This is a genomic window from Rhodococcus sp. MH15 (assembly GCF_019266045.1).
In the GTDB taxonomy this organism is placed as follows: Bacteria; Actinomycetota; Actinomycetes; order Mycobacteriales; family Mycobacteriaceae; genus Rhodococcus_F; species Rhodococcus_F qingshengii.
This window is the reverse complement of the sequence record NZ_LPNP01000061.1, coordinates 751,622-770,581: the sequence shown is the minus strand read 5'-3', so window position 1 is coordinate 770,581 and position 18,960 is coordinate 751,622. Positions and strand designations below refer to the sequence as shown.

Genomic DNA, 18,960 nt, shown 5'->3' with positions numbered 1-18,960 from the left:
GCCGGACTGATCTCGACAACGAAGTGCCCCGCCGATATCGGCGGGGCACTTCGTATTTCGCGGAGTTGTGCGGGGTCAGTTGCCCTTGACGTTCACAATCTGACGCAGCGTGTGTCGAATCTCGACCAAGTCCTTCGCGTCGTCCATCACGACGTCGATGTCCTTGTACGCACCCGGGATCTCGTCGAGGAACGCCGCGGAACGCTTGTATTCGATGCCGACCATTGCCTTGTCGAGATCTTCGATGGTGAAGGTCTTGCGTGCCTGGTTACGTCCGTACACCCGACCTGCGCCGTGGGGGCTGGACTTGAACGACGGTACGTTTCCCTTCCCGACGACGACGTAACTCGCCGTCCCCATCGAACCGGGGATGAGCCCGGGCGTGCCCTCGTCGGCCTTGATCGCACCCTTACGGCTCAGCCACACACCCCTGCCCATGTGGAACTCCTTCTGGGTGAAGTTGTGGTGGCAGTTGATCCGCTCGACTTCGTCGATGATCGCGGGCTTGCCGTCTCCCATGAAGTGCGCGAAGTCCTTCACGACGCGGTCCATCATCTCTTCGCGGTTGAGCAGAGCGAAGTGCTGAGCCCAGTTGAGATCGGTGATGTACGAGTCGAATTCGGGCGTCTTCTCGACCAGGTAGGCAAGATCCGGATCGGGAAGGTTGATGTACCACCGCTCGCACAAGTCCTTGGCGATCTTGATGTGATGCTGCGCGAGCTTGTTTCCGATACCGCGGCTTCCCGAGTGCAGGAACAGCCAGACGCCGTCGCTTTCATCGAGTGTCACCTCGATGAAATGGTTGCCAGAACCCAGCGTTCCGAGCTGAAACCTCCAGTTGTTCTTGAACTTGTCGTAGAAGGCCAGGCGATCGTCCGCCATCGCCTCGAGTTCTGCGATGCGGATTTGCGCCGTGTCGCTCAGCGTCTTGTTGTAGACACCTGCCGAGAGCGGGACGGAGCGTTCGATGCTGTGGCGAAGTACGCTCAGGTCGCGGCCTTGAAGGTCGCGTGCGTTGAACTGGGTTTTGACCGCGATCATTCCGCAGCCGATATCGACTCCGACGGCGGCGGGCATGATTGCGCCTTCCGTCGGAATGACCGAACCCACCGTCGCTCCCGCACCGAGGTGCGCATCCGGCATAAGCGCCAGATGTGGACGGACAAAAGGCATCTGGGACGTACGCAGCGCTTGCTCGCGAGCGTTCTCGTCGAGTATCGATGCCCAGTTCCACAGCCTCTTGGTGATCTTCTCCATCAGATTTCTCCCACATAGTTCACAGCCGAACCGATCGGTCCGGTGTGTCGTGCAGGAATGACCATGCGCTCGGTCAGTGGTTGTGTGCAACCCCTTTTCAGGTTCGCAGGCCGTCTGCGAGTTCGTAGATTCGTCCGACGTACTTCTCCTGGAAGGCTTTTCGGGCAGCATCTGCTTGTTGCCGTGCGCCCATCTGGGAGTAGAGGTACTCGAGATGAACCAAACTCTCGCCGATGTCGACGCGTCGCTGGTCGAGAACCGTCAGCTCGTCGACCAGTCGAGCCAGATCTAACGCGGTGTCCGGTACCTCGTCCATGGTGATCCTCGATGTCCGTGAGTGCTTCCTGACCCCGAGGCTAACACTCTTCGAACATATTTTCGATACCTGCCCTGTAGTTTACTTCGACAACGTGGCTGTCAGTTGGTCGATGGCATACGGAATGCTCAGGACGGTATTGCCGGACATCGCCGCGCCGACGGGTGGATCTGCGGTGTACCGCACGACTATCGCATTTCCGCTCTTCACGGCGGGTAGGCGCTGGTAGAGCGTGTTGTCGGCGAGGGCCTTCTCTCCCTCCGGATCGGCCATCACGATCAAACGATCAACGGGTTCGAGGATGTCGTATCGCTCGTTCGGCAGCCAGTCGCCGAACTGGTCGCCGACGAATGCGTCGACGGTCGCGGGGAGGGTGAACCCGAGTGACGAGAGGAAAATGCCGCGTGGGTCGTGCGACGAGAACACGTATCCCTCGGGAGTGTCGAGGTTGACGATCGTTGCGGTTTGCCCGGCAAACTCCGGGTGTGCAGCGCGGGCGGCGGCAAACGCGTTTTCGGTATCCGTGATCAGTTGCTGAGCTTGTGGTCCTTTGCCGAGGGCGCGCCCGGCGGTGAGCGTCATGTCGGTCCACGGCGTTGTGTACGCGTCGTAGTCCTTGCTCTGCGCGACAGTCGGCGCAATCGAGGTCAGCTTCTTGTAGGTCTCCGTGTCGATGTCGGCGTACAGCGCGAGGATCAGATCTGGTGCGAGGGAGGCGATTTGCTCGAAGTTGAAGTCTCCGCCGCTGTTGATGTAGGTCGGAGTCATTCCCTTCCAGTAGTCCTTCGTCCACGGCCAGCTTTCATCCAGGCCGGAGCCCCACCATTCGGCCATTCCGACGGGTTCAACCCCCAGGGCAAGCAGTGGTTCGTGATCGGTGTATCCGAGTGTGACGACGCGCTGTGGTGCGGCGTCGATTGTCGTCGAACCCAGTGCGTGCTCGATCGTCACGGGGAATGCGTCGTTGCTCTGGGGCGCTGATGCGGTGTCGACGCCTTGCGAGGTTCCACAGGCGGTCGAGAACCCGATGATCGCGGCCGTCGTGAATAAGGCGGCGAGGATTCGGGTGCTACGTGAGGGCACGTGCATGCTCCTTCGAAGTGGTGGGCGAAGTGATCTGAGGTCCGCGTGAAGTGCTGAACTGGTCGCGTCAGCAATAAAGTGAGGCTAACCTTTGCAAGATCGTCGGTCCATCCTTCAGGATGGAGTCGGATACGCCCAGAAAGACGCAAAATGTCCACTATCGAGTACTCGACTCGTCCAAAGTCCTTGCTAGCGCTGCCCGATAGTCGCGGACGGACATTCAAAGATTTTCAGGTCTACACCAACGTCGTCGACGGAGTGACTGCGTACGGAGCTCATCGACACCCCGAGCATCAGATCGCCTGGATGAGTGAAGGGACGATGCGGATCGCTACCGGAGGCAACGTGTGGCACCTGCACAGCGAGCACTTGGTCTGGTTGCCGGGCACCGTTCTCCACGACATGACACTTCTGACGGAGGGGTGCATGATTGCGGCCTATGCGCGTCCGGATCTACGCCCTGGCGGGCCCAGGTGGACTCAGCCACTGGTTCTCGAAGTCGATGCTTTATCCGCTCAATTGCTGCGCCATCTCGCAGATCGGACCATCGACGATGCTCGGCGGTTGATGAGTCAGGAGTTGCTCTACGACATTCTTGCTGCCGCGCCCGAACGGCACGACGTCCTCGCGGTTCCTCGCAATGCTGCGGCGAGTTCGGTTTCTGCCCGCATCCTTGCCGATCCGGCAGACGCACGGACGCTGGGGGAGTGGGCGGGCGAACTCGGGGTCAGTTCCAAGACTTTGATGCGTGCCTTTGTCGCCGATACCGGGATTACCTTCGGACAGTGGAGGACTCGCGCCCGAATGTATGCGTCGCTCGAGATGCTCGCGCGGGGTGAGGGTGTCAACGACGTTGCCCCGCAGGTGGGTTACCGAACCAGTAGCGGGTTCATCGCCGCATTTCGGGAAACCTTCGGTACGACGCCGGCCCGGTACGGCGGAAAGCTGACGCGGTGATTTGCTGATGATTTCTTGAACTCGGTTGACGGCAAAGCTTTGTTCGGCAACGTAGAAATGGGCCGAGCTGCCAGCATGTGCTGGTGGCTCGGCCCATTTACTAATCTGAACTGAGTCAGCTCATGTTGCCGAGCACATTGCCCAGGACGCCGCTGATGACATTGGTCATTGACCCCTGCGGGTCGGTCAGGGAGCCGAATACCTGGCCCGATCCGGAGTTGAGTGAGCCGAAGCCCATGTCTTCGAGGCTTCCGGCGCCGGCCTCGACGGGGTTCGGCTGCCGGATGGTGACGCACACGCCCATCGGATTGATGTTCCAGTCGCCCGCCGCCAGCACAATGTTGGTGCCGGCGCCGCTGTCGAGCTGAGAGCCGACAACTGCGTTATCGGGAACCTTGTAGGTGGTCTCCAATGCGATGATGCCGCCACCAGCAGTGGTCCATCCGCCGCCCTTTGCCACCACGGAGTTGTTGCCGACGACGACGGTCTTGGTGACGTCGTCCCACTTCTGGTCGCCGATAAGCCATTTGACGTTCAGGCGAGCCTTGACCAGCTGGAATCCTGCCGGGTGGAAATCGCGGATCTGATTGACGAGTGCTCCCGAACCGGAAACCTTTGTCAGGTAGGTGACCGTCTGTCCCGGGGCGACCTTGCCGTCGCCGACAACCTCCTTGCTGACGGTGTACGGCGTCCCGAGGGAACCGGCCCAACTGTCGGTGACCGACTGGTTGAGCGCGCATGCCGGTGCTGCTTGCGCCACCGAGGCTCCAAGTCCAACAGTGACGCCGGCGGCGATGAGAACGAGGGATGTAGTGGTTGCTACTGCGTGGCGAAGTGAGCGGCGGGCCATGTAGAACTCCATTCAGCGGGGTGCGTGACGGTTTGAGCAAAACTGTAACTAGTTCTACTGGACTTTCGTCCAAGATGTGGCTGATTTCAGAAAATTGTCAGGTTTCGGGTCGCCGTTGGTGTGTCGCGCTGCCGAATTCCACAGGTACGGAGTTGTCAACAGGTGGGTTGTGGGTGGCTTGGTTTTGTGGTGGTGGGTTGAGGGTGGTGGTTGGGACGCGCTTCGTATGGGGCGGGCGCGCGGTCGTGTGAGTGGTGGGGGCTGTGATGGCGAGGAATATGGCGTTGGGAGCTCGGGGCGAGGATGTGGCTGTCGAGTTCCTGATTGATGCTGGTTTGGAGATTGTCGAGCGCAATTGGCGTTGTCGGTACGGCGAGTTGGATGTTGTTGCGACATCCGGTGATCGGATTGTGTTCGTGGAGGTGAAGACTCGCTCTGGTGTCGGGTACGGGAGTCCGGCGGAGTCGGTGACGTTCGCGAAGCAGCGTCGGATTCGGGTGTTGGCGATGCAGTGGCTCACTGATTCGGGTCGGTCGTGGTCGAGGGTGCGTTTTGATGTGGTGGCCGTATTGATCGGCCGCGACGGCGTGCCTTCGGTCGAGCATTTTGTGGATGCGTTCTGATGGCGTTGGGGCGGGCGCATTCTGTTGCGGTCAGTGGTGTGGACGGGCAGATAGTGGAGATCGAGGCGGATATCGGGCGCGGGTTGCCTGCGGTGCATTTGGTAGGGCTGCCTGATACTGCGTTGCACGAGTCGCGTGATCGGATTCGGGCCGCGGTGACCAATTCTGGTGAGGAGTGGCCGGACAGCAAGGTGATTTTGGCGTTGTCGCCGGCGACATTGCCGAAGGTGGGCAGCGTTTACGATTTGGCTCTGTCGTTGTCGGTTCTCGACGCGGCGAAGAAATTGCCGCGGAAGTTGTTGCGGGAGACTGTCTTTTTGGGGGAGTTGGCACTCGACGGTCGTTTGCGGACGGTGCGCGGTGTGTTGCCTGCGGTGCTTGCGGCGAAGCGGGCGGGATGGGGGACTGTGGTGGTTCCAGCTCGGGCGTTGGCAGAGGCGGGCCTGGTCAAGGGGATCGAGGTGCTGGGTGCCGATGATTTGTCTGCGGTGATCGGGTGGTTGCGTGGTGAGTTGGCGCTGGCTGTTCCCGATGTCTTCGAGCGCGCTGATGTGGTGACGGCGCGGGATCTGAGTGAGGTTGTCGGGCAGACGGATGCTCGGTGGGCGATAGAGGTTGCTGCGGCGGGTGCGCATCATTTGATGTTGACGGGTCCGCCGGGGATCGGGAAAACGATGTTGGCGCAGAGGCTTCCGGGGATTCTTCCACCGTTGACGGAGGGGGAGTCGTTGGAGGTGACGGCGATTCATTCGGTGGCGGGGGTGTTGCCGGAGGATCGGCCGTTGATCGATATGCCGCCTTTCATTGCGCCGCATCACAGTTCGTCGGTCAGCTCACTGGTGGGTGGTGGTAGTGGGATGGCTCGTCCTGGTGCGGTCAGCCGCGCCCATCGCGGCGTGCTGTTTCTCGACGAATGTGCCGAGATCGGGGTGAAGGTGCTCGAAGCGCTACGCACACCACTCGAAGACGGGGAAGTGCGAATCGCCCGGCGGGACGGAGTTGCTCGGTACCCGGCGCGGTTCCAGCTGATCCTGGCCGCCAATCCCTGCCCATGCGCGCCGCCGCGAGACGCGGACTGCGTCTGCGCACCCGCGGCGCGTCGCCGTTACCTGGGGAAATTGTCTGGCCCGTTGTTGGACCGAGTCGACATCAGGGTCCGGATGCAGGCGGTAGCAACCGGAGCGCTGATCGACGAAGTGGGGGAAAGCACCAGCGATGTTCGTGCGCGCGTGGCGGCGGCTCGAGACACTGCAGCCCAGCGGTGGAGTGAGTACGGGTGGCGGACCAACGCGGAGGTACCAGGGCCGGCGTTGAGACAGAAGTTCAGACTCTCGCGTGCAGCGCTGGCGCCGGTGGAACGGGCGCTGCGTAAAGGTGTCATCACTGCTCGTGGGGCGGACCGAGCGTTGCGGGTTGCCTGGAGTGTCGCCGATCTGGCAGGTGAAGCGATGCCCGGACCAGACCAAGTTGTCACCGCACTCGACTTTCGAGACAGGGGATTCCAATGACTGCACACGATCCACGACTACTCGCTTGGGCATATCTGTCCCGCGTCGTGCAGGGCCCTAGCGCATATATGTCCATGTTGATCGGCGAGCTCGGGGTCGAAGAAACTGCGAGGGCGGTTCGCAACGGCGATCTGCCACCCGCGATCGAGGAGAAGACGCGAGCCCGCGCTCACATCGACACAGCCCAACGAGACCTCGACCTGATTGAGGCGATGGGTGGCAGACTCGTAACACCGAACTGCGCCGATTGGCCGGCGTGGCGAATGCTTTCCTTTGACGGACTCGATCCCTCCGGGGGTGAGACGGCGCCATTTGTGTTGTGGGTGTTGGGGTCCAGGGATTTGGTTGATCTGACCGAGAGATCGGTTGGAATTGTGGGCACGCGGGCATCGACTGCGTACGGCGAACACGTGACGGCAGAGATTGCCGGTGACCTCGCTGTCGACGGATGGACCGTGATTTCCGGGGCGGCCTTCGGTATCGACGGGGCCGCGCACCGCGCTGCATTGGGCGTAGGTGGAAACACACTGGCTGTCTTGGCCTGTGGCGTGGATCGAGCGTATCCGTCAGGGCATGCGCGACTACTCAAACAGATAGCGAGTTCGGGTGCAGTGATAAGTGAATATCCGCCGGGCACAACACCTGCAAAGTTCCGGTTTCTGGCAAGGAATCGACTGGTAGCTGCGTTGTCGGACGGAGTAGTGGTGGTCGAGGCGGGTTGGCGCAGTGGTGCACGCAATACCGCCAATTGGGCTCGGAAGTTAGGCCGTCCCGTGATGGCGGTGCCCGGACCGGTTACCTCGGCATCGTCGACCGGATGCCACCGGATGATCCGAGAAGGTGAAGCGCAACTCGTGTCCAATGCCGTGGATGTAGTCGAAGCGTCAGGCCCATTTGGTGTCGGGGATTCCGCGGAGGATGCAGCCGCGACGCGTGACATCGACGCATTGCGAGGCAATTCTCGATTGGTATACGAAGCATTGCCGGGAACGGGGTCTCGCAGTACGCGTGAGTTGTCCGAGGAATCGGGATTGCTCATAGCTCAGGTTCGTGCCACTCTTCCTCTGCTCGAACTGGAGGGATTTGCAAGTTCTGATTCCAGTGGTTGGTTTCGGACGCGGTAGTACGTGAACTACTTCTGCGCCCGTCAGACCATGCGTGGCGATGCTCACTAATCGTTTGCGAAGACCGTGAATCGTCAATACCCGCAGCGCATCGGAAATGGCACGTCAGGGCTATTTTTCACGAATTTGCTCGACTGTGTGCAATGTAATTCTCGATGCGTTTCGCCGACCCGACCTGCAAGTTCGACGGGTCTCAGGAAAGCCTCAGGTCAATGTGCATGGAAGTCCGATTAGTCTGGATCACGATGACGGCGGGCATTGATTGACACCCGGCATCCGAGGGATGAATGTGCAGAATTTTCAGGGTCGTGTTCGGTCGAGGCAATGCCGCTAACCCGCTGCTAATTCGGACCATTGAGTCTGTTCGGAAACGGTGAAGGCTTTCGAACTTCTTTTGTTCATCAACGCTCTATCTGTGTATTGTGAAGGAGAATTGAATCGATCATTGAAAGAGGAGTGCAATGGCTGAGAAGCTGATTCGGCAACTCATCGACGACCTTGATGGTAAGCCGATTGACGATGGATTCGGTGATCGAATTGAGTTCTCTTACCAGGGAACGGATTACGTGATCGATCTGCGCGCCACCAATGCAGAGAAGTTCGACGCTGCGGTGAAGCCGTTCGTCGAGGCTGCTGCGAAGGTGAGCGGGAAGCGCGGCAAGAAGGCTCAGGCTGCATCTCCGCAGGCCACCTCAGGTTCCGGACGCTCCAAGGAGACGCTCCAGGCCATCCGTGACTGGGCAGGTAAGAACGGTTACGAAGTTGCTCCGCGTGGGCGTATCAAAGCGGAAATCATCGACGCTTTCGACGCTGCACACTAGATTGAATTAAATACACCTCTGGCTCTCGGCGAACTCGCCGGGAGCCAGAGGTGTATTTTACTGTTGCTTTGCCGAGTTCTCGGACAGCTTTGTCCGACAGGTCGTCCGTGTGAAGCAGATCAAATAATTCGTCTAAACAGCACCGAATTTACCCAGCAGATTGGTCGGTTTCTTTCGCTCTGTACAAAGGTCGACAGAGCGCTGTGTGGAGTCGCCGGCGAGGTATTTCGCCCTCGTGCTGCAATTGTCGTGTACATTAGTTAGGTAACACTAACTTTCGGAAGGATCTTTCTGTGGCCAAGCCGACAACTGCATTGACGGTTCTGCGGACCGAACAATTGACCCCCCATATGGTACGAGTGTTTCTCGGGGGACCAGGCTTCGAGTCGTTCACTCCCAGCGAATACAGTGATTCCTATGTAAAGATCGAATTCGGCACTCCTGATCAGCCGACACTGCGCACCTACACGATTCGTTCGTACGATCTTGATGCCAAAGAGATTGCAATCGATTTTGTCGTCCACGGCGACATGGGTGTCGCAGGTCCGTGGGCCGCGTCAGTTCAGCCGGGCGCTGAGATTACTCTGCGGGGACCTGGTGGCGCGTTTTTGCCGTCACCAACCGCTGATTGGTATCTCTTCGTCGGAGACGAGACCGCAATACCCGCTATTTCCGCGTCGATAGCGCGATTGGCGCCGAATGCGGTCGGCTACGCCGTTGTCGAAGTCGGGGGACCGGAAGACGAAATCGCGCTCGATGCCCCAGAAGGTATTGCCGTGACCTGGCTACATCGCGGGGCATCGTCCGATGCGGTCGGCGAAGAATTAGCGGGCGACAACGCTCCGGTTGTCGCCGCGGTCAAGGCACTCGAATGGTTGCCGGGCGAACCGCACGTGTTCATTCACGGTGAAGCACAAGCCGTCATGCACAACCTCCGACCGTACATTCGCAAGGAACGAAATGTCCCGGCGTCGGCTGCTTCTATTTCCGGCTATTGGCGTCGTGGTCGCACCGAAGAGGGCTTCCGGGTCTGGAAGTCCGAACTCGCCGCGGCCGAAAACTAACTCGCGGCGGCCGTGCCGCGAGTCAGCAACACGAGCGCAACGGCCGCGAGAACTCCGAAGGTGGGAATTGCGATTGCCATCGGAACTGCCGTGTCTTCTCCCGCAATTCCCACCAACGGCGAAACCAGCGCCGCCAAGCCGAACTGGCCCGCTCCCATCAGCGCTGAACCGGTCCCGGCCGCGTTGGTGACCTCTCCTTGGGCGAGAGCGGTCGCATTGCCCATGATGAACCCGATGCTCGAAATTGCCACGAACAGTGGGACCAAGATCAACCAGGTATTCGTGGAACTGAAAACCACGCTGGTGCAGAACAATACGGCGCCGCCCATGAGGAGTAGGCACACCCCGAAACGCAGCAGCGTGCGTGCTCCGACGCGACCGAGCAGGCGAGTGGTGATCATCGCTGCCGTGACCATTCCGGTGGCGTTCACTGCGAACGCGATCGAGAATTGTGACGGACTCAGCCCGAGAACGTTCTGAACGACGAACGGTGACGCGGAGATGTACGCGAACAAGGCGCCGAATCCGAAGACGAATGCGAGCGCATATCCGAGGTAGTGCCGATTGCGGACCACGTATCGCAGATTCGAGATCAGGGCCTTCAATCCGCCGCCGTGGCGTCGCTCGGGCGGAAGTGTCTCGGGAACGAGCAAAACGACACCAGCCACCATTACAGCGCCCGCGACCGCCAGGACCCAGAAGATCCCGCGCCACCCGACGGGGCCGAGAAGTGCGCCGCCGATCAGTGGCGCGACCACGGGAGCGATACCGCCGATGATCATCATGATGCTGAAGAGCTTCGCTGCGTCGTCGCCGCGCGCTCGGTCGGCAATACAAGCGCGGGCAAGAACGATGGCAGCGCCTCCACTCAAGCCCTGGACGAGTCGTGCACCGATGAGAAACTCGATGTTCGGCGCCACCGCGCATGCCGCGCCGCTCAGTGCCGTGATGATTGTCGCGGCCAGCAGTATTCGTCGCCTGCCAAGTCCGTCGGAGATCGGACCGATGATCAGCTGGCCGATTCCGAGGCCTGCCATGAAGGTGGTCAGCGTGAGCTGAACGCTGGCCGCAGTAGTGTCGAGTGCATCCGCCATCAACGGTAGGCCGGGCAGGTACATATCGATGGACAGTGGAGCGATTGCGGAAATCAGTGCCAGTACGCACAACATCTTCACAGGAATTGCTCGATTCACCGATCAACCCTATCGGCGAGGGAGCTTGCAGTTTCAATCGCGGCGAGCGAGCGTGTGTTCATGACTGACGCATTGCCGGCGAGCTTGAGCGTTCACCTCGATGCGTATGCCGAGCACCTCCGACTGAGCCGAGGCCGGTCGGAACACACGATCCGCGCCTACGTCGGTGACGCGCGGGCATTGCTGACCCATTTCTCCGCGGGTTCGGAGAATGCAGATCTCGACCGCCTCGACCTAAGTGTCATGCGTTCGTGGTTGGCCGCCCAGAATGCCGTAGGAACAGCCCGTACGACGGTAGCTCGACGGGCTTCTTCGGCGCGTGGGTTCACTGCGTGGCTCGCGCAGACCGGACGCATTTCCGTCGACCCGGGCACACGTCTGGCGGCTCCACCCGCTCGCCGGACGCTGCCGACGGTGCTGCGTCAGAGCCAGGCCCTCGACGCAATGGATGCGGCGGAAAGCGGTGCGCAGCAACAAGAGCCGCTCGCCCTGCGAGACCGACTCATCGTGGAATTGTTGTACTCCACCGGAATTCGCGTCGGCGAGTTGTGTGGACTGGACGTCGAGTCGGTCGATGCCGATCGACGATTGCTTCGTGTTCTCGGCAAGGGGAACAAGGAGCGGTCGGTGCCATACGGCCTGCCCGCAGAATCGGCACTGAACGGCTGGCTGGAGCACGGACGACCCGCGCTGTGTTCGGATCGGTCCGGGCGAGCGTTGCTCCTCGGAGTTCGAGGCGGCCGGCTCGATCAGCGTCAGGCGCGTTCGGTGGTCCACGAAACCATGGCTGCAATTCCAGGGGCTCCCGACATGGGTCCGCACGGGCTTCGGCACTCGGCTGCGACACATTTGCTGGAGGGTGGTGCGGACCTTCGTGTGGTCCAAGAACTCCTCGGTCATGCGAGTTTGGCGACCACTCAGCTGTACACGCACGTGTCGGTCGAACGGCTTCGATCCGTCCACGATCAGGCCCATCCGCGCGCCTGATTTGTGGAGCGACGCGAGTTCTCGGCTGGTATTTGGTAGCGTCGCAGCTCAGAAGAGTGAACAATCGGCAAAGTTCGATCGTCGTATCGAGACACTCGATTACATGCGATATCCGGGGGATTCGTGAACCGCCAAGATGTGAAGCACCTGCCGAACAGCGGCCAACCAGCCTGGCTGTCCGAATCGCCGCAACCGGCTCCCGAGCCGGCGCCGACGCCGGAGCCTGTGGCGCGACTGCAAGAGGTCTGGTCCACGCCACCGCCACCGTCGAGCCAACAGCAGGTGACAAACCAGGATCTGGTTGCCGAAGCTTTACTGAAACGCCCGAAACGGACGCCGCGTGGCGGCTGGCGTAGGGGATTGCATCGTGCGACCGGAGGTGTGGTCAATCTGGGGGATTCGACCAACGAACAGCGCAACCGTGCACTGGCCGCCCGAATCGAGCAGCCGATCCGCAACGACTACCGAGTCGCTCTGCTCTCGCTCAAAGGGGGAGTGGGCAAGACGACGGTCACGGTCGGACTCGGTGCGACGTTTGCTTCGCTGCGTGGTGACTGCGTCGTGGCGGTTGACGCCAATCCCGATTTCGGGACCTTGGCACAACGTGTTCCGCTGCAGACCAATTCGACAGTGCGCGATCTGATTGCTGCTAGACCGGACATAAAGAGCTATTCGGACGTTCGAGTGCACACATCCCAGTCGTCGAGTCGTCTCGAGGTGCTGGCGAGTGAGCAGGATCCGGCGATTTCGGAGGCATTCAGCGAGGCCGACTATCGCCAGGTCATCGACATCTTGCAGGTCTACTACAACATCATCCTCACTGATTGCGGTACCGGGATCATGCACTCGGCGATGAACGGCGTTCTCGATCTTGCCAATTCGTTGGTTCTGGTCAGTTCGCCGGCAATCGACGGAGCGCGCAGTGCGGCGGCAACGCTCGATTGGCTTCAGTTGCACGGATACGGCCATCTGGTCGAGCGGACCGTCGTCGTCATCAGCGCCGCCCGACCAGGGTCGAGCGTCATCGACATGGACGCGTTGGTGGACTATTTCATGCGTCGATGCCGCGCCGTCGAGGTCATTCCTTTCGACGAGCATCTCGCGGAGGGGTCGGTGATGGACCTCGAATTGATGCGACCGGCCACCAGACGAGCGTTCATGGAACTGGCAGCGATGGTGGCCGACGACTTCGCGGACGCTGTGGGTCGGCACGCCGTCTCCGAGTGGCACTGATTCTGCGACCGATTTCTGCGACCGATCAGCCTCCTTTCAATGGCTTGAGCCTGAGCGGTTGCGACCGAACCAGTCCGAGTGGATCGAGATACTCGCGTCCTCTGCGCAAGCCCCAGTGCAAACATGCTTCGACAGCGCACCCTTCGTGCCCGGTTTCAAGGGTTCCGATCACTGACCTGGCTGCGACGCGTTCACCTGTGCGAACGACTGCGGTGACGGGTTCGTAGGTCGTGCGTAGGCCGCCGGAATGATCGATCGACACCGTCGGCTTTCCGGCGACCACTCCCGCGAACACCACGATGCCGTCGCCGGCCGCGAGGACGGATTGGCCGGCGCTGCCGCCGAGATCGACCCCGCGATGACCCGGCAGCCAGTTCTCGGCCGGTTTGTCGAAAGCGCGTTCCACGTGCGGCCGAGGAGCGAGCGGCCAGTCGAATCGCGTGTCTGCTGACGCCGTGCCTACGGCGACACAGCAGGAGATCACGGCAAAGACCACGCCTCGTCGAGCTCCGCGCAACATCGTCATTCCTTGATCTTGCGTGGAGTAGCGCACGCTTCAATGCAGATCAGACGGGTAATCCACAAGGTAGCCACCGATCCACAACCGCCGGTTCGGTCTGTTGCTTCCGGGGTGGTTATGGCATCGGGGGACGAGGACGTACACTTGTCGAGCGGTCTGTGCTCGCACAGTCCGACTTCGCGCGCCCGCGCACGTTTTCCGGCCTCGGCTGGTCCTGGTTCTCACGAAACAGGTCCGACGGCCGTGCGGGTGCCAGGGCAGGGATCACCCGATCGCCTGCATCAACCGGATTGAAAGTTTGAGGTACACAGCCATGGCTGTCGTAACCATGAAGCAGATGCTCGATAGTGGAACCCACTTCGGACATCAGACTCGTCGCTGGAACCCGAAGATGAAGCGATTCATCTTGACCGACCGCAACGGCATCTACATCATCGACCTCCAGCAGACGCTGACGTACATCGACAAGGCGTACGAGTTCGTCAAGGAGACCGTTGCCCACGGCGGCACCGTTCTCTTCGTCGGTACCAAGAAGCAGGCGCAGGAGTCCATCGCTTCCGAAGCGACTCGCGTCGGAATGCCCTACGTCAACCAGCGTTGGCTCGGCGGCATGCTCACCAACTTCACCACCGTTCACAAGCGTCTGCTTCGCCTCAAGGAGCTCGAGGCAATGGAGCAGACCGGTGGATTCGAAGGTCGCACCAAGAAGGAAATCCTCATGCTCACGCGTGAGATGACCAAGCTGGATCGCACCCTCGGTGGTATCCGCGACATGGCCAAGGTTCCTTCCGCGGTGTGGATCGTCGACACCAACAAGGAGCACCTGGCAGTTGCCGAGGCTCGCAAGCTGAACATCCCGGTCATCGCGATCCTGGACACCAACTGCGACCCCGACCTCGTCGACTACCCGATCCCGGGCAACGACGACGCCATCCGTTCCGCAGCACTGCTGACCAAGGTTGTCGCTTCCGCGGTTGCCGAAGGTGTGCAGGCACGTGCAGGACTGAGCGCCGACAAGGACGCGAAGCCCGAAGCCGGCGCAGGCGAGCCCCTCGCCGAGTGGGAGCAGGAACTGCTCTCGCAGGCAGCTCCGGCCGCAGAGGCTGAGGCAGCTCCGGCTGCAGAGGCTGAGGCAGCCCCCGCCGCAGAGGCACCGGCCACCGAGGCCTGATTCGTTGAAACCGGCCCTGACCAAGAGTTCTTTTGGTCAGGGCCGTTTCACCGTTAGGCCCGAGCACCACCGTCAGGCCGTGCTTCACCGTTAGGCCGTGCTTCACCGTTAGTCCTAGGTCCGAAACAGACACATGAGGAGGCTCGCTAATCATGGCGAACTACACCGCCGCTGACGTCAAGCGGCTCCGTGAGCTCACCGGCTCCGGAATGATGGCATGTAAGAACGCACTCGCAGATGCAGACGGCGATTTCGACAAGGCCGTCGAGCAGCTGCGCATCAAGGGCGCTAAGGATGTCGGAAAGCGCGCAGAGCGCACCACCGCTGAGGGTCTCGTCGTCGCCAAGGACGGCGTCATGATCGAGATCAACTGCGAGACCGACTTCGTGGCCAAGAACGACGAGTTCATCAAGCTGGCCGACGAGATCGTGACCGTCGCTGCTGCTGGTAAGCCTGCTGACCTCGACGCTCTCAAGGCGCTCGAGCTCGACGGCAAGACCATCGACACCGTCATTGCGGAGCAGTCCGCGAAGATCGGTGAGAAGCTCGAACTGAGCCGCGTCGCTTCCTTCGACGGCCCCGTTGCCGTTTACCTGCACAAGCGCAGCTCCGACTTGCCGCCCGCTGTCGGCGTTCTCGTCGAGTACACCGGTGAAGGCGATGCTGCTGCTGAGGCCGCTCGCGGCGCTGCAATGCAGGTCGCAGCACTCAAGGCGAAGTACGTCACGCGTGACGAGGTTCCCGAGGAGATCGTCGCTTCCGAGCGTCACATCGCCGAAGAGACCGCCCGCGCAGAAGGCAAGCCCGAGCAGGCACTGCCGAAGATCATCGAAGGCCGCGTCAACGGTTACTTCAAGGACGTCGTTCTGACCGAGCAGTCTTCGGTCACGGACTCCAAGAAGACCGTCAAGGCGATCCTCGACGATGCAGGCGTGACCATCAAGCGCTTCGTGCGTTTCGAGGTCGGCGCCTCCGCTTAATTCGGAGCCCGCACACATGGACCCCGCCTGAAGAGCATTTGCTCTACCGGCGGGGTCTACGTGTACCTGGGGCCTCCGATGAGGCAGGATGAGAGTGCCTCGGGACGAGTCCCGGGGGCTTTCCTATGCCGCGGTGTCCGATTCGGCGGCAGAAGAAGAATGAAGGACCTACAAGGTCTTGTATCGAACTGAGGAGAACAATGTCCGAACCAGCCAACGAACGTCCAGGATTCAAGCGGGTCCTGCTCAAACTCGGCGGCGAAATGTTCGGAGGCGGCAAAGTCGGTCTCGATCCCGACGTGGTCACCAAGGTGGCTGAGCAGATCGCAGAGGTCGTTCGATCGGGCGTACAGGTTGCAGTGGTCATCGGCGGCGGAAACTTCTTCCGCGGGGCGGAACTGCAGCAGCGTGGCCTCGATCGCGCGCGCTCCGACTACATGGGCATGCTAGGCACCGTCATGAACTGCCTCGCTCTGCAGGATTTCCTGGAGAAGGCGGGCGTCGATTCTCGCGTGCAGACGGCCATCACCATGGGCCAGGTCGCCGAGCCGTACCTCCCCCTTCGCGCACGCAGGCACCTCGAGAAGGGGCGCGTAGTCATCTTCGGTGCCGGGATGGGTATGCCCTACTTCTCGACTGACACCACTGCTGCGCAGCGCGCGCTGGAGATCGGTGCCGAGGTAGTGCTGATGGCCAAGGCTGTCGACGGCGTCTACTCGGCCGACCCGCGTCTCGACCCGGACGCGACGATGTACGAACAGATCACGCACCGTGAGGTCATCGAACGTGAGCTCAAGGTCGCGGACGCGACGGCATTCAGCCTGTGCATGGACAACTCGATGCCGATGATGGTGTTCAACCTCCTCACCGAAGGAAACATCGCTCGCGCGGTGTCCGGTGAGAAGATCGGCACCCTGATCAAGTCGTGAGTGACACCCAAAAAATGATGCAGAACAACATGGAGGAACAGCCGTGATCGATGAAGCGCTCTTCGAGGCAGAAGAGAAGATGGAAAAGGCTGTCACGGTAGCCAAGGACGATCTCGGCTCGGTTCGCACCGGACGCGCGAACCCCGGTATGTTCTCGCGCATCGTGATCGACTACTACGGTTCGATCACGCCGATCACGCAGCTCGCGAGCATCAACGTCCCCGAGGCCCGCATGGTCATCGTCAAGCCGTACGAGGCTTCGCAGCTCAACGCGATCGAGACGGCGATCCGCAACTCGGATCTCGGTGTGAACCCGTCCAACGACGGCAGCATCATCCGCATTTCGGTTCCGCAGCTCACGGAAGAGCGTCGACGTGAACTGGTGAAGCAGGCCAAGTCCAAGGGCGAGGATTCGAAGGTCACGCTGCGCAACATCCGCCGCAAGGCGATGGACGAACTCGGCCGGATCCAGAAGGACGGTGAAGCCGGCGAGGACGAGGTCGGTCGCGCAGAGAAAGAACTCGACAAGACCACGGCGAAGTACGTGCACACGGTCGAGGAACTCGTCAAGCACAAGGAAGCAGAGTTGATGGAGGTATAGCCTCCTCATTTGCAGTGTTTGTCGTCGGGAGTAGATCAGGGAGTTTGGGTGCACGCACAAGAGGGAACCGCCGGTGGTCCCGTCACGGACGGGCCTACGGGCGGCGCTGAGGGCGCGCAACCGCCGAAGTCGAAGGCGGGCAGGAACCTACCTGCCGCCATCGGCGTCGGAGCTGGCCTCGGCGCCTTGGTCATCGGCACTTTGATCTTCCTCCCCCCGGGATGGATCGCAGTCGTTGCGATCGCGATGTTCATCGCGACGTGGGAGGTCACCACGCGGCTTCGTGAAGCCGACATCGAGGTGCCGCGAATTCCCCTTCTCGTCGGCGGGCAAGCCACGATCTGGCTCGGCTGGCCGTGGGGACCGGTCGGGGTGCTCAGCGGATTCACCGCAACCGTCCTGGTGTGCATGGTGTGGCGGTTGTTCGACCACGGGCTCAAAGCGACCCCGAAGAACTTCCTGCGAGACACCTCCATCACGGTGTTCGTTCTGGCGTGGATCCCGCTGTTGGCGTCATTCGGTGCGTTGATGGTGCTCGAAGACGACGGCCCCGGTCGCGTCTTCGTCTTGATGATCGGTGTCGTGTGCTCCGACATCGGCGGCTACGCGGCTGGAGTGCTGTTCGGGAAGCATCCGATGGTGCCCGCTGTGAGCCCGAAGAAGTCCTGGGAGGGATTCGTCGGATCCCTCATTTTCTGCGTCATCGGCAGTTTGCTTTCGGTGACGTTGATCCTCGACGCGAATTCGATGATCGGCGTCCTGCTCGGTGTCGTCCTGGTGGTAGTCGCGACGGTCGGCGACCTGATCGAATCGCAGATCAAGCGTGAACTCGGCATCAAGGACATGGGAACCTTGCTTCCCGGCCACGGCGGAATCATGGACCGCCTGGATTCACTCCTGCCGTCGGCATTTGTCACCTGGCTGATTCTGTACGCACTCGTCTGATTTCTCGTGCGTGATTTCTTCTCCGGCCGTTCCAAGCCGATCCCCAGCCCGAACATCTGGCATTGGCCGGACGTGTACGAAATCGAGAACCGCGCGCAGGACGTCGACGGTTCCATCTGGGCCGCGATGCGAGCTCAGGTCGACTGGTCTGGACGCGACATCGTCGACGTCGGCTGTGGGGCGGGGTTCCATCTACCGGAGTTTGCTCGTAGCGCTCGTCGTGTTGTCGGAGTGGAGCCGCATGCACCGCTGGTGAAGTCCGCACGGGAACGAACCCGCGATTCGGCGTCGATCGACGTAGTCCAGGGTTCAGCAGAGTCCACGGGTCTGGTGGATGCTTCAGTCGATCTCGTCCATGCCCGTACGGCGTACTTCTTCGGAAAAGGCTGCGGCCCGGGAATTCGTGAGGCCATGCGCATCCTGAGGCCCGGGGGAGTCTTGCTGATCGTGGATCTCGATGTGAGCGCCGGCCCGTACGGGGAGTGGATGAGGGCGGATCTGCCCAAATACGATCCCGCGGCGGTCGAAGCGTTCTTCGAGGCTCAAGGATTCTCGCTCACGCGCATCGAGACCCGGTGGGAGTTCGAGAATCGAGACGATATGCGGCGGGTACTCGGAATCGAGTTCACCGAGAAGACGGCCGAGCGTGCGTTCTCGCAAGTAACGGGATTGGGCTTCACGGTGCGATACCGGATCCATGTTCGGTCCAAACCACGATCACTCGAACTTGCGTGAAGGCGGGCTCAAAAGACGAACGTCAGGCGCTCCGACTTGAGCGCCTGACGTTTTCTGCACCGA

20 protein-coding genes are annotated in these 18,960 nt (G+C 61.0%); 14 read left to right on the top strand and 6 right to left on the bottom strand.

The features are described from left to right. Positions 1-75 precede the first annotated feature (75 nt). From ATN37_RS11535 to ATN37_RS11525, 3 genes are all read right to left on the bottom strand, one after another. On the bottom strand, positions 76-1,257 hold the full coding sequence (locus tag ATN37_RS11535; RefSeq protein WP_218695157.1) for an RtcB family protein: 1,182 nt from the start codon (positions 1,255-1,257) through the stop codon (positions 76-78). A gap of 97 nt (positions 1,258-1,354) precedes the next feature. Then, positions 1,355-1,573, bottom strand: coding sequence for a hypothetical protein (locus ATN37_RS11530; protein ID WP_003942716.1), 219 nt, complete (start codon positions 1,571-1,573; stop codon positions 1,355-1,357). Between the two features lie 81 nt (positions 1,574-1,654). Further along, on the bottom strand, positions 1,655-2,662 hold the full coding sequence (locus tag ATN37_RS11525) for an iron-siderophore ABC transporter substrate-binding protein (RefSeq protein ID WP_244993294.1): 1,008 nt from the start codon (positions 2,660-2,662) through the stop codon (positions 1,655-1,657). Between the two features lie 144 nt (positions 2,663-2,806). Here ATN37_RS11525 and ATN37_RS11520 point away from each other — a divergent pair, with 144 nt between their 5' ends. After that, positions 2,807-3,613, top strand: a complete 807-nt coding sequence (locus tag ATN37_RS11520) for an AraC family transcriptional regulator (RefSeq protein WP_064688737.1) — start codon at positions 2,807-2,809, stop codon at positions 3,611-3,613. A gap of 115 nt (positions 3,614-3,728) precedes the next feature. On the opposite strand, the gene ATN37_RS11515 is transcribed toward ATN37_RS11520, so the two are convergent. Beyond that, on the bottom strand, positions 3,729-4,463 hold the full coding sequence (locus ATN37_RS11515; RefSeq protein ID WP_007734864.1) for a hypothetical protein: 735 nt from the start codon (positions 4,461-4,463) through the stop codon (positions 3,729-3,731). Positions 4,464-4,729: 266 nt separating this feature from the next. Between ATN37_RS11515 and ATN37_RS11510 the strand changes: the two genes are divergently transcribed. The 5 genes from ATN37_RS11510 (at position 4,730) to ATN37_RS11490 (ending at position 9,603) form a co-directional block, all read left to right on the top strand. Continuing rightward, complete coding sequence (locus ATN37_RS11510) at positions 4,730-5,086, top strand: YraN family protein (RefSeq protein WP_037130401.1); 357 nt, start codon at positions 4,730-4,732, stop codon at positions 5,084-5,086. Continuing rightward, positions 5,086-6,594, top strand: coding sequence for a YifB family Mg chelatase-like AAA ATPase (locus ATN37_RS11505; RefSeq protein WP_063316580.1), 1,509 nt, complete (start codon positions 5,086-5,088; stop codon positions 6,592-6,594). Before ATN37_RS11510 ends, ATN37_RS11505 begins: the two co-directional genes overlap by 1 nt. Next, a complete protein-coding gene (gene dprA, locus ATN37_RS11500) occupies positions 6,591-7,718 on the top strand; it encodes a DNA-processing protein DprA (protein WP_218695155.1) in 1,128 nt (375 codons plus the stop codon). The genes ATN37_RS11505 and dprA overlap by 4 nt, the downstream gene beginning before the upstream one ends. A 461-nt stretch (positions 7,719-8,179) precedes the next feature. Then, positions 8,180-8,539 (top strand): Lsr2 family protein, encoded by a 360-nt coding sequence (locus ATN37_RS11495; RefSeq protein WP_003942721.1) that lies wholly within the window; start codon positions 8,180-8,182, stop codon positions 8,537-8,539. A 293-nt stretch (positions 8,540-8,832) separates the two neighbouring features. Beyond that, positions 8,833-9,603, top strand: coding sequence for a siderophore-interacting protein (locus tag ATN37_RS11490; protein ID WP_030535667.1), 771 nt, complete (start codon positions 8,833-8,835; stop codon positions 9,601-9,603). On the opposite strand, the gene ATN37_RS11485 is transcribed toward ATN37_RS11490, so the two are convergent. Continuing rightward, on the bottom strand, positions 9,600-10,772 hold the full coding sequence (locus ATN37_RS11485) for a multidrug effflux MFS transporter (RefSeq protein ID WP_007734871.1): 1,173 nt from the start codon (positions 10,770-10,772) through the stop codon (positions 9,600-9,602). The genes ATN37_RS11490 and ATN37_RS11485 overlap by 4 nt on opposite strands. Before the next feature lie 84 nt (positions 10,773-10,856). On the opposite strand from ATN37_RS11485, the gene ATN37_RS11480 reads away from it, so the two are divergent. Further along, positions 10,857-11,783: a tyrosine recombinase XerC gene (locus ATN37_RS11480; protein ID WP_003942767.1), complete on the top strand. Its 927-nt coding sequence runs from the start codon at positions 10,857-10,859 to the stop codon at positions 11,781-11,783. Positions 11,784-11,906: 123 nt separating this feature from the next. Beyond that, positions 11,907-13,016, top strand: coding sequence for a MinD/ParA family protein (locus tag ATN37_RS11475; RefSeq protein ID WP_003942711.1), 1,110 nt, complete (start codon positions 11,907-11,909; stop codon positions 13,014-13,016). Positions 13,017-13,041: 25 nt separating this feature from the next. Here the strand turns inward: ATN37_RS11475 and ATN37_RS11470 are convergent, their stop codons facing one another. Beyond that, positions 13,042-13,536 carry a M23 family metallopeptidase gene (locus ATN37_RS11470; protein WP_231915103.1) on the bottom strand — a complete coding sequence of 165 codons (495 nt, stop codon included), beginning with the start codon at positions 13,534-13,536 and terminating at the stop codon, positions 13,042-13,044. 313 nt (positions 13,537-13,849) lie between these two features. On the opposite strand from ATN37_RS11470, the gene rpsB reads away from it, so the two are divergent. From rpsB to ATN37_RS11440, 6 genes are all read left to right on the top strand, one after another. Then, positions 13,850-14,707 carry a 30S ribosomal protein S2 gene (gene rpsB, locus ATN37_RS11465; RefSeq protein ID WP_003942709.1) on the top strand — a complete coding sequence of 286 codons (858 nt, stop codon included), beginning with the start codon at positions 13,850-13,852 and terminating at the stop codon, positions 14,705-14,707. A gap of 152 nt (positions 14,708-14,859) precedes the next feature. Next, positions 14,860-15,687: a translation elongation factor Ts gene (gene tsf / locus ATN37_RS11460; RefSeq protein ID WP_054781688.1), complete on the top strand. Its 828-nt coding sequence runs from the start codon at positions 14,860-14,862 to the stop codon at positions 15,685-15,687. A 200-nt stretch (positions 15,688-15,887) separates the two neighbouring features. Further along, positions 15,888-16,616: a UMP kinase gene (pyrH, locus tag ATN37_RS11455; RefSeq protein WP_003942722.1), complete on the top strand. Its 729-nt coding sequence runs from the start codon at positions 15,888-15,890 to the stop codon at positions 16,614-16,616. Between the two features lie 43 nt (positions 16,617-16,659). Next, positions 16,660-17,217 carry a ribosome recycling factor gene (gene frr / locus ATN37_RS11450; RefSeq protein WP_003942777.1) on the top strand — a complete coding sequence of 186 codons (558 nt, stop codon included), beginning with the start codon at positions 16,660-16,662 and terminating at the stop codon, positions 17,215-17,217. Between the two features lie 48 nt (positions 17,218-17,265). Continuing rightward, positions 17,266-18,162, top strand: a complete 897-nt coding sequence (locus ATN37_RS11445) for a phosphatidate cytidylyltransferase (RefSeq protein WP_003942673.1) — start codon at positions 17,266-17,268, stop codon at positions 18,160-18,162. Positions 18,163-18,168: 6 nt separating this feature from the next. After that, entirely contained in the window at positions 18,169-18,897 is a 729-nt protein-coding gene (locus tag ATN37_RS11440; protein ID WP_218695153.1) for a class I SAM-dependent methyltransferase, read from the top strand. Positions 18,898-18,960: the final 63 nt, after the last annotated feature.